Origin of the sequence: Halomonas terrestris (assembly GCF_049166755.1) — a bacterium.
Classification (GTDB): Bacteria; Pseudomonadota; Gammaproteobacteria; order Pseudomonadales; family Halomonadaceae; genus Halomonas.
In genome coordinates this window covers 44,364-56,751 of the sequence record NZ_JBMHFZ010000006.1, presented here as the reverse complement: position 1 = coordinate 56,751, position 12,388 = coordinate 44,364, and the positions used below count along the sequence as shown (strand labels likewise).

The window sequence follows — 12,388 nt, the reverse complement described above, 5'->3', positions numbered from 1 at the left end:
GGCCTGGCCGGCACGGCAAGGACTGGCGAACCGTCGCGACTCAGGGCAATCTATACTGTCACTGTCGCGTTTCATCGCCACTGACCCCACGGCGCCGGGCAAGGATCCGCCGGGCGCTACCACCCTGGCTGCGTCGACCCCTGGTCGTCCACCTGCACGAGAAGACATGACGTTGATGAATACCGCAACACTGGCCAGGCGCAGCCTCCGCTGCGCCATGACCCTGGGCCTCTCCGCCCTGCTCGCCAACGGCGTTATGGCCGAGGAGCGGGAGTGGCCCCGCGGCCACTACCCCCTTCCGGAGACCGGCAACGTGATCGGCGAGCTCTATACCGTCACGGTAGAGGAAGGCGACACCCTGATCGACATCGCCCGCCAGCACAACGTGGGCTACGAAGCGATCCGCATGGCCAACCCGGACGTGAGCCTCTGGGCCCCCTTCGCCGGCACCGAGGTGACCATACCCAACCAGCACATCCTGCCCGACGCGCCCCGCGAGGGCATCGTGATCAACCTGTCGGAGCTCAGGCTCTACTACTACTCCGGCGAGGATGTGGTCGAGACCTACCCGATCAGTGTGGGCCGTGACGGCTTCGCCACCCCCGTGGGCGAGACCCGGACCACCGTCAAGGTCAAGGATCCCGCCTGGTCGCCGCCGCGCTCCATGCGCGAGGAGGCCGCCGCCCGCGGTGAACCGCCCCCCGCGGTGGTACCCCCCGGCCCGGACAACCCGCTGGGCCGTCATGCGATCCTGCTCGGCCTGCAGAGCTATCTCATCCATGGCACCAACCAGCCCGACGGCGTCGGCATGCGCGCCAGCCGCGGCTGCATCCGCATGTTTCCCGAGGACATCGAGTCACTCTACGATCGTGTCCCGAGCGGGACCAAGGTGAACATCATCGACCAGCCCTTCAAGGCGGGATGGTCCCGGGACGGGGTGCTCTATGCCCAGTCCTTTCCGCAGCTGGAGGAGAACGAGGGCACCTTCGAGCCGATCCTCAACGCCATCGAGGTGGTGACCCGCGCCTTCGGGGACGAACAGCCGCCGATCGACTACGCCATGCTGCGCGGCGTGGTGGAGAGCCCGGACGGCAGCCTGGTGTCCCTGCTGCGCGAGGCGGAGGAGCAGCCCACCCCGGCGCCCGAGGGACTCGAGGAGGCCGACGGCCTCTTCCAGGAACTGGAGCTCTCCGCCCTGGGCCGCCAGTGACCCTGTCCGGGAGACGGCCATCCAGCGCCACAACGAGAAAACCCCGCTTCAGCGGGGTTTTCTCGTACTGCAGAACCGCCACCATCCTTGGATGATGCCAGCACTCCGACAGAATTACTTCTGCATGGAACGCTGGAACATGCGGTTCATCTCCTCACGGTTCTGCTCGGACATCTGCAGAGCCGCCTGGGCATCACGCTGAGCCTGGTTGGCAGTGTTCTGGGCCTGGGTGGCGATGCTGCGAGCCTCGGCAGCGTCGGCCTGAGCGGCTTCAGCAGTCTGACGCACTTCTTCCAGGGCGCTGGTAGATGCACAGCCGGCCAGGATGGCCAGGGAAGCAGCGGCGGCGGTCAGCTTCAGGGTGGTCTTCAGAGTCATGGTGTTCTCCTTGAGTCTTCCTTGGTACTGCGTTGGTGATGCCTGGAATCAGGCTTCCTGCATGTGCAGGCTTTCTTGCAGCGACTTCTGCTGCGAAGCACAGGAGTCAAACGCTGTTTTATTATACACAACGGCGCTTGTCCATAGCTTTGAACGTCCCTTGCGCATGTAAAGCCTAGCGGATCACGACGCGAGTGCCAATGTCGATCAGTCCCGCCAGTCGCTCGATCTGTTCGTCGGTGACTGCCACGCAGCCCTGGGTCCAGTGGAACTGGCTATGAATGTCCGGGTCGCCCTTGCCGATGCCGTGGATACCGATGAAGCCACCCAGGGCGGTCTGCTGGGGCGGGTAGCCGCGGCGCCGATAGTAGTCGAAATAGTCGTCGTAATCCTGCTGGGAGTAGACGCCCTCCTCCAGGGCCATGCGGGCATGGGTGGGCGTCGGGTAGTCGAGCCCGATGAAGATGTGCCAGTCGCTCTGGCGGTTGAAACGGTTGACGCGAAACTCTCCCAGCGGGGTGACGTTGCTGCCGCGCAGCCGGGCAGGCTTGGCCCCGCTGCGGCCCAGCGATATCGGGGCGAAACGCTCCAGCAGGCGGTTGCCGCGGTAGACCGAAAGCGTCGCCTCGCGGTCGTCCACCAGTACCCAGAGCTCGTCGGGGTACTTGGGCAGCTGGGCTCGGGACAGCAGGGTCTCGATCAGGTTGGCCTGGGCGGCGTGGGCGCCCAGCAGTGCGAACGGAGCGCTCAGCGCCATCAGGGTGAAGCGGCGGCGAGACAGGGCTTTCATCAGGTGGTTCTCGACTGCATTGAAGGGTACCCGGGTGGCCCGGCAGGGGCGGCCCCGACGGAACGGAATTTGATGCCCTTATAACGCACTCCGGGGGTCCCTGCCAGTGGTTCGCCCTCAACGCGCCCGGGGGCTGGGTCCCGTCATGGCCGGCTACGGGTCCGGCATCTAGTCTGTGGGGAGCGGGGCCTGCAGCCACCCTATCCGACAGCCGTACAAGGAACACATCGATGCCGACCGACCACCGCCGTTCTCGCCGTACCGAGGCCATGCCGCGCCACCCACTCCGCGACCGCGACCCGGAATTCGCCGATTGGGCCGCCGGGACAGGCGTGATCCGGCACGGCGAGGTGACCGTCGAGCGGATCGCCCAGTTGCTCGAGCGGCAGGCAGGGGACGCCGGGGCGCGCAGGACCTGGCTCTCCCGGCTACGGGCCGCCGACCTGCTGGCCAACATGGGCATGTGGCTGGTGGCGCACATGACCTATGCACGCCGCGTGCGCCTCGATGGCAGGCCCCTGATGGCCGACGACTTCAAGCCCCACCCCGAGGGGCATACCGGGGGCGCCCTGAACATGGTGCCGGCATATGTCGGCTACCTGGCGGCCAACAGCCTGTCCGGCCTGACCCGGAGCTGGCTGATGGGACAGGGCCACTGCGTGGCGGCCATCGATGCCGTGAACCTGCTGGTCGACAACATGAGCCCCACCCATGCGGCCCGCTATGGCCTCACCGACGAGGCCCTGACCCGGCTGGTCAACGACTTCTATCACTGTGGCGTCGACGCCGACGGCCACCCCGTCTCGCCACTGGGCAGCCACGTCAACGCCCATACCGCAGGCGGCATGAGCGAGGGCGGCTACCTGGGCTTCGCGGGCCTGCAGTACGTGCACATGCCGCTGCCGGGCCAGCATCTGGTGGCCTTCCTCAGCGACGGGGCCTTCGAGGAGCAGCGCGGCAGCGACTGGGCCGCCCGCTGGTGGCGACCCGACGACTCGGGTCCGGTGGTACCGGTGATGATCGCCAACGGTCGCCGCATCGACCAGCGCACCACCATGAGCCAGTCCGGCGGCACCGACTGGTTCGAGGACCACCTGGTACTCAACGGCTTCGCCCCGCTGACCATCGACGGCCGGGATCCGGCGGCCTTCGTCTGGGCGATCCTCACCGCCGAGGCGGAGCTCGCCGACCAGGCCGAGCAGGCCAGGGCCGGCCATGTCCGCTACCCCCTGCGCCTGCCCTACGTGATCGCCGAGACCATCAAGGGCTTCGGTTTTCCCGGTGCCGGCACCAATGCCGCCCACAACCTGCCACTGGTGGACAACCCGGCACACGACGAGGCCGCCCGCGCACGCTTCAACGAGGGCGCCCGGGCCCTCCATGTACCGCTCGAGACCCTGAAGCAGGCCCTGGTGCAGATCAACGACCATGACCGGCAGGCCCGCCCCAGGGAGCGGGAACATGCACTGGTCGACCCGCGCCCCCCGCTGCCGCGACTGCCCGAGATGGGGCGCTTCGAGATCGGCACGGCGGCCTCGCCGATGGCGGCCATCGATGTCGCCTTCAGCGATCTGGTGGCGGCCAACCCGGCGCTGCGGGTGCGGGTGTGCAACCCCGACGAGATGCGAAGCAACCGGCTCAACCGCACCCTGGATCGACTCCATCACCGGGTCACCGATCCCGAGCCGGGCGTGGCCGAGGCACTGGATGGCGCCGTGATCACCGCCCTGAACGAGGAGGCCGTGGTCAGCGCCGCCCTGGCCAACCGGCAGGGGCTCAACCTGGTGGCCAGTTACGAGGCCTTCGCTGTCAAGATGCTCGGCGCCATGCGCCAGGAGATCATCTTCGCCCGCCACTGCCGCGAGGCGGGCCGCGATCCGGGCTGGCTCTCGCTTCCCCTGCTGGTGAGCTCGCACACCTGGGAGAACGGCAAGAACGAGCAGTCCCACCAGGATCCGACCCTCTGCGAGGCCTGGCTCGGCGAGATGGATGACGTGGCTCCGGCGCTCTTCCCGGTGGATGCCCCCAGCGCCGTGGCGGCCCTGCGGTCGCTCTACTCGAGCCGCGGTCGCGTTGCGGTGATGGTGGTCCCCAAGAACCCGGTACCGGTGCAGCTCGATGCCGACCAGGCCCGGCAGCTGACCGAGGACGGCCTGCTGTGCCTGCGCGAGGCCAGCCAGCCACGCCTGCAGCTGTTCGCGGTGGGCGCCTACCAGCTCGTGGAGATGCAGCGGGCCCTGGCCCGGCTGGAGGCGGCCGGGATCACCGCGAGCCTCTACATCGTCCAGGAGCCGGGGCGGCTGAGGGAGGCCCGCGACGAGGGCGAGGCGACGGCGCTCCTCAGCCAGTGCCGGCTGGGCCAGCTGGTACCGGACGTGCCCGCCCGGGTGTTCCTGGCCCACTGTCGCCCCGAGCCGCTGTGTGGCGTGCTGCGGCCGCTCGATACCGGCACGCGCACCCGCTTTCTCGGCTACCGCAACCGCGGCGGCACCCTGGACACCTTCGGCATGCTCTACGCCAACCGTGCCACCTGGGCCCATGTGCTCGAGGCCGCCAGCGAGGTGGCCGGCCTCGACCTCGACACCCTGCTCGACGAACCGGAACGGGATGCCCTGGCCGGCGAAGGCGATCCCGAGGCGCTGCGGCATGACTAGCGCATCGCATCGGCCGGCGCGGGACACGGGGCCTGGTGCCCGGCTCCCCCACCGCCGAGGGCCAGCCGGCCGGCATTGCCGATCACGCTGAGCGAGCTCAGCGCCATGGCCAGTACGGCGATCTGGGGAGGGATCGCCATCCAGGCCGCCAGGCCCAGCGCCAGGATGTTGTAGAGGGACGACAGCGCCAGGTTCTGGCCCATCACCCGCCGGGTCCTCCTGGCGAGATCGATGGCCCCGCGCACGCCGCCCGGCCCGGGGCGCAGCAGCAGGATGGCAGCGGCGTCGCACGCCGCCTTGCTGGCCCCCAGTGGCGCCACTCCCAGGCTGGCGGCAGCCAGGGCCGGGGCATCGTTGATACCGTCGCCGACATAGAGCGACGGCCGGGGCAGCGCCGCCACCAGGGCGCGCTTCTGCTCCGGGCCTCGTCCGGCGAAGCAGGCAGACGCCGTCAGGCCGAGCTCGCTGCCCAGGCGGCGGACCAGGGGTGCCCGGTCGCCGCTGATCAGCGCCACCGCCAGCCCCTCGTCGTGGAGCGACGCCAGCAGCGGCGCGGCCGCGGGATGCGGGGCGTCGGCCAGCCACAGGCTGCCGATCCAGCACCGCCCCCGAGCCAGGTCGACCCGGGTGCAGGCGAGATCGTCCTCGAGGTCGCCCGGCCGCTTCACCCCCAGGGCATCCAGCCAGTCCGGAGACCCGATACGCAGGGCACGGTCCGCCTCCTCGCCCGAGGTCGGCGGTGCCAGCCAGGCGATACGCCCCCGCCCGGCGCGCTCCTCGACCCGCCAGGGCGCCGCGTCCGGTAGCTCTCCTCTTGCCAGGGCAAGGCGACGGATCGCCCGCCCGACGGGATGTTCGCTGCGCCACTCCACCCGGGCCGCCAGCCGGAGCAGCTCCGGCTCCGTCATCCCCGGTGCCGCTGCCAGGCCGGTGACGGCAAGGTCGCCGAGCGTCAGGGTGCCGGTCTTGTCGAAGGCCACCGACCGGACAGCGCCGGCGAGCTCCAGGGCCGCCTGGTCGCGGAATGCCACGCCCATCTCCAGGCCCCGGGCGCTGCCCGCCAGGCCGGCCAGGGGCACGGCCAGGCCCACGGCGCAGGGACAGGCCACCACCAGCACCGAGAGTGAGCGCACCAGCGCCTCCTCGGCATCAACGCCCACCGCCAGCAGCCCCCCCAGGGTCAGCAGCGCGAGGCCAAGGGCCAGCGGCGAGAGCCAGCCGGCGAAGCGCTCGGCGAGCAAACGCCGCTGGCCCCTGGCCGCCCGGTTGCGCTGCATGTCACGGTAGAGCCCGTCCAGATGGCATTCGCCGGCCCGGGCGGTGACCTCGAGGGTCAGCGGCGCGTCGCGATTGCGGCTGCCGGCCACCACCCGGTCGCCACGCGTCACGAAGCGAGGCCGGCTCTCGCCGGTCAGCGGCGAGAGGTCGAGCCAGGCCCCGTCGTCGAGCAGGTCACCATCCAGGGGGACCCGCTCCCCGGATGCGACGCGGACCCGTTCGCCGACCGCCACCTCGGCCGGCGCCACCCTCGACTCACCGGCCTCTCTCAGCACCGCGACCTCCGTGGGGGCCGGCATCAGCCCCGTCAGCACGCCGAGGCTGCGATAGCGGGCCAGGGTCTCGACCCAGCGTCCCGCCAGCAGCAGCAGGACCAGCATCACCGCGGTATCGAAGTAGACCTCCGCCGCCCCTCCCCCCAGCAGCCAGAGGGAGACCGCCAGCGCCCCGATGACGCCCAGCGAGACCAGGGCGTCCATGCCGGGACGCCCGGCGCGCAGGGTGCGCCAAGCAGCGCGGTAGAAGGGCCAGGCGGCCAGGGTCACCACCGGCAGCGCGAAGGCGCCGGAGACCCAGGCCAGCACCCGCTCCAGGCGCGGCTCGGGCAGGGCCCCGACGTAGATCAAAAGCGACGCCAGCATGGTCCACATGCCGAACAGTGTTGCCACCAGCAGCCGCCCGGCCAGGCGGCGACTCTCGCCATCCAGTCGCGCCTCGGCATCCGGGGCCGACTCCAGCGGATGCAGTCGATACCCCAGGCGCGACACCCGCGGGGCCAGGGCCTCCATGTCGATGGCCTCCCGCTCGCCCTCCACCAGCAGGGTCGCACTGGCATAGTCGACTCCCGCCCGTGTCACCCCCGGGAGCCCTTCGAGACGATGCTCGATGGCCAGGGCACAGGCGCTGCACCACATGCCCGCCAGCGAATAGAGCGCCTCGCCGGCGGACGCGGCCGGTGCGGGGGAGGAAGCGGCATGGGTCGCGCTGGCCGGTGTCATGGGAATCCCCCTGGCATCAGAGGCACGGCGGCAGGGTCACCAGCGGCAGCCCGACGAAGGCCACCCCGGCCGCCGAGAAGAGGTGGAGGCCGGCAGCCAGCGCCGCCATGAAGCGCCCCCTGCCTGACGAACGGCGAGCCGCCCCGAGGCACCACCCGGCCAGCCACAGCAGCAGGCCCAGGGTCGCCAGGGTCAGCAGGCCCAGTCCGCCGTTGAGGCCGGTCATCGCCCCCTGTGCCGGGGCCGGCGGCGCCACGGCACAGGCCACCGAGAGCCCGCCGTAGACTGTCACGAACCACAGGCTCCAGATCGTCAGGCCCAGGACCAGCTGCAGCGGATGACCGGCCGCCAGCCGGAGAGGATGCCGCCTCATGCTCCGCCTCCGATCAGCCTCGGCAGCAGCCCCAGCGCCGCCACCAGGATCCAGTAGGCGCCGAGGTGGTAGCGCCACAGCAGCGCCACCACGCCCGGTTCGAAGGGCAGCCGGGCGCTGACGTAGCCCAGCGTCGCACGCCGCCCCTGCAGGAGGGTGAGCACGCCGGCCAGCAACCCGTGCGCCAGGGCATAGAGCAGCGCCACCAGCAGGACGGCATCGTGGGCACTGGCCGTCGGCGCCAGCTCCGCCCGCCACAGCAGCGCCGCCCCCAGCAGCAGGTGCAGCCCGCCCAGGGCGGCGATGGAAAACAGCGCGGCCGCAAGCCCGCTGTCCTCACCCGCACGCAGGACCCGCAGACGCCGCTCCAGCCACACAGCGCCGAGGGTGAAGGCGCCCCCTGCCCCGACCAGCAACGGCAGCGACAGCGGCGACTGCTCGGGCATCTGCCACTCGGGCGAGACGGTCCAGAGATAGAACCAGCCGAACAGCAGCGAGAGGAAGAAGGCGCCATCGGCGAGCAGGGCCACCCCCATGGTCCAGCGCCCGGGACCGTCGGCGGTGCGCGAGTGCAGGGGCGGATCCTCGGGCTCGTCATGGACCAGGGGCGCGGCTCGCGGATGGCCGCCATTCTCCCAGGACCAGCGCAGCAGCAGCACTCCGGCACCCGCCAGGCCCAGCAGCGCCAGCGGATAGAGGCGCACCAGCAGGCTCACGCAGACCACTGCCAGGCACAGGGCGGCGTAGAGCGGCAGCAGGCTGTTGCCGGGCAGGTGGATCACCTCGCGCACCCGGCCGGTGAGCGCCTCGCCGCCGAGCAGCTCGCGCCGACCGTGGGGGGCGCCGGGCCGGGCGTGCTCGCCGCGGGCGATCTCGTCCCCCAGGGTGGGGGCCTCCCACAGCGGATGGCGGCTCTCCACCCGCGGCAGGCTGGCGAAGTTGTAGTTCGCCGGCGGCATGGCCAGGCTCCACTCGAGGCTGTCGGCGCCCCAGGGGTTGCGCGTCGCGGTGCGCCCGTAGCGGCCATGGAGGACGAGGTCGAGCAGCACCGCGGCGATGCCCGCCGCCATCATGAAGCCACCGATCGACGAGATCAGGTTGTAGAGGTCCCAGCCCATGGCCGTGTCGTAGGTGTAGATGCGCCGCGGCATCCCCAGCAGCCCGGTCCAGTGCATGATCAGGAAGGTGAGGTTGAAGCCCAGGAAGGTGAGCCAGAAGCCGAGCCGGCCGAGGCGCTCCGAGGGCATCCGCCCGGTGACCAGCGGCAGCCAGTAGTAGGCCCCGGCCACCAGCGGGAAGAGCATGCCGCCCACCAGCACATAGTGCAGGTGGGCCACCACGAAGTGGGTGTCATGGACCTGCCAGTTGAAGGGCACCAGGGCCAGCATCACCCCGGTGAGCCCCCCGCAGACGAAGATCACCAGGAAGCCGCTGACCCACAGCATCGGCAGGGTCATGCGGGGTCGGCCCAGCCACAGGGTCGCCAGCCACACGAACACCTGGATGGCGGTGGGCACCGCCACCAGCATGCTGGCCGCCGAGAAGAAGGCCTGGGCGAGCTGGGGGATCCCCACGGTGAACATGTGGTGGACCCAGAGCCCGAAGCTGATGAAGCCGGTGATGACGACGGCCGCCACCACCCAGCCGTAGCCGACGATGGGCCGTCCGGCGAAGACCGGGATCAGGGTCGAGACGATGCCGGCCGCCGGCAGGAAGATGATGTAGACCTCGGGATGGCCGAACAGCCAGAACAGGTGCTGCCAGAGGATGGGGTCGCCGCCCCCGGCCACCGTGAAGAAGGGCATCCCCGCGGCGCGCTCCAGTTCCAGCAGCACGCTGCCCAGGATCAGCGGCGGGAAGCCCACCACGATCATCAGCGCCATGGCCAGGATGTACCAGGCGAACAGCGGCATGCGGTGCAGCGCCATGCCCGGCGCCCGGGTGCGCAGGATCGACACCGTGAGCTCGACACCGGCCGAGAGGGCCGATATCTCGACGAAGGTGATGCCCAGCAGCCAGAAGTCCGACCCCGGGCCCGGCGAGAATTCACCGCTGCTCAGCGGGGTGTACATGAACCAGCCGCTGTCCGGTGCCATCTCCAGCAGCAGGCTGGCGAACAGGATGATCCCGCCGAACAGGTAGCACCAGTAGCCGAAGGCGGTGAGTCGCGGGCAGGCCAGGTCCCGGGTGCCGATCATCTTGGGGATCAGGTAGATCGCCAGCCCCTCGAGCATGGGGATGGCGAACAGGAACATCATCACCGTACCGTGCATGGTGACGACCTGGTGGTAGATCTCCGGCGCCATGAAGGCCTGGCCGGGGAGAGCCAGTTGGCTGCGCACCAGCATCGCCAGCACCCCGCCGAGCAGGAAGAAGACCAGGCCCGTGGCCATGAAGCGCAGCCCCAGGGTGCTGTGGTTGACCACGCTGAGCCGGCCGCGCCAGCCAGGCGGGTTGCCCCACACCGCCGACAGCTCCTGGTGCAGGCGCTCGGGCTCGGGTCGCCTCGATTCGCTCATGGGCGCAGGGTCTCCAGCCAGGCGCCCAGGGCCTCCAGGGCCTCGGCGTCGAGATGGTCGTGGGACGGCATCCGGTTGCCCGGCTTGAGTGCCTGATGCTCGGCCAGCCAGCGGGCGATGGCGCCCTCCTCCATGGGGAGCACCCCGGCCCCCAGGGTGGCGCGGGCGCCGAGGTCGGAGAGGTCGGGACCGGTGTCGCCCTCGCTGAGCCCCGCCACCCGGTGGCAGCGGGCACAGTGCTCGGCGAAGGTGGCCCGGGCCGGGGCGTGGTCGTCGACAGGCTCGGGCGGTGGCTCGCGCCGCGCGGCCAGCCAGGCCTCGAACGCCTCCGGCGCCATGGCCTCCACGTGGAGCCGCATATGGGCATGCTGGGATCCGCAGAACTCGGCGCACTGGGCACCGAACACCCCCGGCTCGTCGGCCTCGAGGCGGATGCGGTTGACCCGCCCGGGGATCATGTCGATCTTGCCGCCCAGGCGCGGCACCCAGAAGGCGTGGATCACATCGGCACCGGTGACATGGAAGTCCACCGGCTCGCCGGCGGGCATCGCCAGGTGGTTGGCGGTGATCACCTCCCCCGCCTCGTCGGGATAGCGTACCTCCCACCACCACTGGTGGCCGATCACCTCGATCACCCGCGGCGTCTCGCCATCGGGCAACGGCAACGGCAGCAGGCGCTGCCCGGCGGGCACCCCGAAGGCCAGCAGCCCCAGGACGACCACGCCCGGCAGCAGGATGCCCCCGCCCAGGATCCAGCGCAGGCCGAGGCGGCGCTGCTCGGCCTCGCTGCGCTCGCGACCCTCACGGGGGCGGAAGGCGGCGAGCCACAGGCCCACCACCACGGCGAAGATCAGGGTGAAGGCCACCAGCATGCCCCACCACAACCAGGCCACGTCCTGCGCGGCCGGTCCGGCAGGATCGAGGATGGAGTGATCGCCCCCGCAGGCGGCCAGGAGGGGCAGCGACCCGCCCAGGGTCGCCATCGGCTTGACCCGCCAACGGCAGGGGCGTTGAATGCGGGAAGGGAGCCCACTGCCGACAGGGACGGCGCCATGCCCGAAACCAGGCCAGGAAGACCGCAGCGCTCGATCAGGAGCCGCGCCTCCGTCGCCGGCCACCCGCTGCACCCGGTGATGATCCACTTCCCCGTGGCCGCCCTGATGGCACTGGTGGCCAGCGACCTGGGGTACCTCTACACCGGCGACCCCTTCTGGGCACGGGCCTCGCTCTGGCTGGCCGGGGTCGGTGCCTTCGGTGGCTGGGTCGCCAGCCTGGCCGGGGTCATCGACCTGGTGTCGGTGAAGGACATCCGTCGCCTGGTCACCGCCTGGAGCCATGCCATGGTCGCCGTGGTGATGCTGTCGCTGGCGTCGCTCAACTGGCTGTGGCGTTTCCTCGGCGAGGCGTTGCTGCCCTGGGGCCTGGCGCTGAGCCTGGCCACCGCGGCTCTGATCGCCCTGGCCGGCTGGCTGGGCGGCCAGCTGGTCTACGAGCATGCGGTGGGCGTTGATCTCGAGGACTGAGCGCTGACGTGTCGGCATCCACTTCCTCCCCGGCCGGCGTCGCCACTACAGGGCCGGCTTGACCAGTACCAGTCCCACCACCACCAGCATGCAGGTCGCTGCCAGCCCCCAGGCCGCCATCGCGCCGCCCGCCACCCCCCGGGCCTCACCCTGCTCGAGCCGCAGCAGCAGCCAGCCAGTGGTCCCATGGGCCAGCACCATGCCCGTCACCGCCAGCAGCTTGAGCACCAGCCAGCCACCGGCCAGCCCCTGGACCAGGAACAGCAACGTACCCGAGACGATGGCGAACAGCGCGGCAGGGGTGGCCAGGCTGTTGTAGACGAAACGCGGCATGGGCGGCGAGGCAGGGGCGAAGCGCGGCGCACCGCGCGCCGACTGTGCCAGCATCACCGGCAGGTAGAGCAGCGCGCCGCACCAGCTCACCAGCGCCACGATATGCACGAGCTTGATCCAGGGCATGGGCATCCTTGCGGTGACGCCGGCCCACCCGGGGCGGCAACACCTTCACCCTAGTCCAGCGTCGCCCCCACTGCCATGCAGCGCCATGACTGTGGGAGCTGGGCTTTCCCACGGCTCGACGCTTCGACGAATGGAGGCCGAAGGACTCCTGGGCGGGAGTCTCAAAGGCAGGCAACATCGCCAGGGCGCCTGCGGCGCCATTCGCT

10 protein-coding genes are annotated in these 12,388 nt (G+C 70.7%); 3 read left to right on the top strand and 7 right to left on the bottom strand.

Annotation, left to right across the window (positions count from 1 at the left end; all coding sequences use genetic code 11):
- The first annotated feature begins 175 nt into the window (after window positions 1-175).
- Window positions 176-1,210, top strand: coding sequence for a L,D-transpeptidase family protein (locus ACOMD9_RS07870; protein ID WP_421413734.1), 1,035 nt, complete (start codon window positions 176-178; stop codon window positions 1,208-1,210).
- A 114-nt stretch (window positions 1,211-1,324) separates the two neighbouring features.
- Here ACOMD9_RS07870 and ACOMD9_RS07865 read toward each other — a convergent pair whose 3' ends face one another.
- Together ACOMD9_RS07865 and ACOMD9_RS07860 are read right to left on the bottom strand one after the other, a co-directional pair.
- Window positions 1,325-1,588 carry an Lpp/OprI family alanine-zipper lipoprotein gene (locus ACOMD9_RS07865; protein WP_282721603.1) on the bottom strand — a complete coding sequence of 88 codons (264 nt, stop codon included), beginning with the start codon at window positions 1,586-1,588 and terminating at the stop codon, window positions 1,325-1,327.
- 175 nt (window positions 1,589-1,763) lie between these two features.
- Complete coding sequence (locus ACOMD9_RS07860; protein WP_421413452.1) at window positions 1,764-2,378, bottom strand: L,D-transpeptidase family protein; 615 nt, start codon at window positions 2,376-2,378, stop codon at window positions 1,764-1,766.
- Between the two features lie 230 nt (window positions 2,379-2,608).
- Between ACOMD9_RS07860 and ACOMD9_RS07855 the strand changes: the two genes are divergently transcribed.
- The gene (locus tag ACOMD9_RS07855) at window positions 2,609-5,032 is read left to right on the top strand and encodes a phosphoketolase family protein (RefSeq protein ID WP_421413451.1); all 2,424 of its coding nucleotides are present in this window, start codon (window positions 2,609-2,611) and stop codon (window positions 5,030-5,032) included.
- Here ACOMD9_RS07855 and ACOMD9_RS07850 read toward each other — a convergent pair.
- From ACOMD9_RS07850 to coxB, 4 genes are read right to left on the bottom strand one after another with little or no spacing between them, the layout of a single operon-like run.
- Window positions 5,029-7,308, bottom strand: coding sequence for a heavy metal translocating P-type ATPase (locus ACOMD9_RS07850; RefSeq protein WP_421413449.1), 2,280 nt, complete (start codon window positions 7,306-7,308; stop codon window positions 5,029-5,031). The two genes, ACOMD9_RS07855 and ACOMD9_RS07850, sit on opposite strands and share 4 nt — an antisense overlap.
- Window positions 7,309-7,324: 16 nt before the next feature.
- Window positions 7,325-7,681, bottom strand: a complete 357-nt coding sequence (locus ACOMD9_RS07845) for a hypothetical protein (RefSeq protein ID WP_421413448.1) — start codon at window positions 7,679-7,681, stop codon at window positions 7,325-7,327.
- Complete coding sequence (gene ctaD / locus ACOMD9_RS07840) at window positions 7,678-10,200, bottom strand: cytochrome c oxidase subunit I (protein ID WP_421413446.1); 2,523 nt, start codon at window positions 10,198-10,200, stop codon at window positions 7,678-7,680. The genes ACOMD9_RS07845 and ctaD overlap by 4 nt, the downstream gene beginning before the upstream one ends.
- Window positions 10,197-11,183, bottom strand: a complete 987-nt coding sequence (gene coxB, locus ACOMD9_RS07835; RefSeq protein WP_421413443.1) for a cytochrome c oxidase subunit II — start codon at window positions 11,181-11,183, stop codon at window positions 10,197-10,199. Before coxB ends, ctaD begins: the two co-directional genes overlap by 4 nt.
- Window positions 11,184-11,252: 69 nt before the next feature.
- On the opposite strand from coxB, the gene ACOMD9_RS07830 reads away from it, so the two are divergent.
- The gene (locus ACOMD9_RS07830; protein ID WP_421413440.1) at window positions 11,253-11,723 is read left to right on the top strand and encodes a DUF2231 domain-containing protein; all 471 of its coding nucleotides are present in this window, start codon (window positions 11,253-11,255) and stop codon (window positions 11,721-11,723) included.
- A 45-nt stretch (window positions 11,724-11,768) separates the two neighbouring features.
- On the opposite strand, the gene ACOMD9_RS07825 is transcribed toward ACOMD9_RS07830, so the two are convergent.
- Window positions 11,769-12,182 (bottom strand): CopD family protein, encoded by a 414-nt coding sequence (locus ACOMD9_RS07825; protein WP_421413438.1) that lies wholly within the window; start codon window positions 12,180-12,182, stop codon window positions 11,769-11,771.
- Window positions 12,183-12,388: the final 206 nt, after the last annotated feature.

Excerpts from the sequence above, each read along its gene's own strand:
- ACOMD9_RS07870 (WP_421413734.1), top strand. The coding sequence starts at position 176 with ATGAATACCGCAACACTGGCCAGGCGCAGCCTCCGCTGCGCCATGACC.
- ACOMD9_RS07865 (WP_282721603.1), bottom strand. The coding sequence starts at position 1,588 with ATGACTCTGAAGACCACCCTGAAGCTGACCGCCGCCGCTGCTTCCCTG.
- ACOMD9_RS07860 (WP_421413452.1), bottom strand. The coding sequence starts at position 2,378 with ATGAAAGCCCTGTCTCGCCGCCGCTTCACCCTGATGGCGCTGAGCGCT.
- ACOMD9_RS07855 (WP_421413451.1), top strand. The coding sequence starts at position 2,609 with ATGCCGACCGACCACCGCCGTTCTCGCCGTACCGAGGCCATGCCGCGC.
- ACOMD9_RS07850 (WP_421413449.1), bottom strand. The coding sequence starts at position 7,308 with ATGACACCGGCCAGCGCGACCCATGCCGCTTCCTCCCCCGCACCGGCC.
- ACOMD9_RS07845 (WP_421413448.1), bottom strand. The coding sequence starts at position 7,681 with ATGAGGCGGCATCCTCTCCGGCTGGCGGCCGGTCATCCGCTGCAGCTG.
- ctaD (WP_421413446.1), bottom strand. The coding sequence starts at position 10,200 with ATGAGCGAATCGAGGCGACCCGAGCCCGAGCGCCTGCACCAGGAGCTG.
- coxB (WP_421413443.1), bottom strand. The coding sequence starts at position 11,183 with ATGGCGACCCTGGGCGGGTCGCTGCCCCTCCTGGCCGCCTGCGGGGGC.
- ACOMD9_RS07830 (WP_421413440.1), top strand. The coding sequence starts at position 11,253 with ATGCCCGAAACCAGGCCAGGAAGACCGCAGCGCTCGATCAGGAGCCGC.
- ACOMD9_RS07825 (WP_421413438.1), bottom strand. The coding sequence starts at position 12,182 with ATGCCCTGGATCAAGCTCGTGCATATCGTGGCGCTGGTGAGCTGGTGC.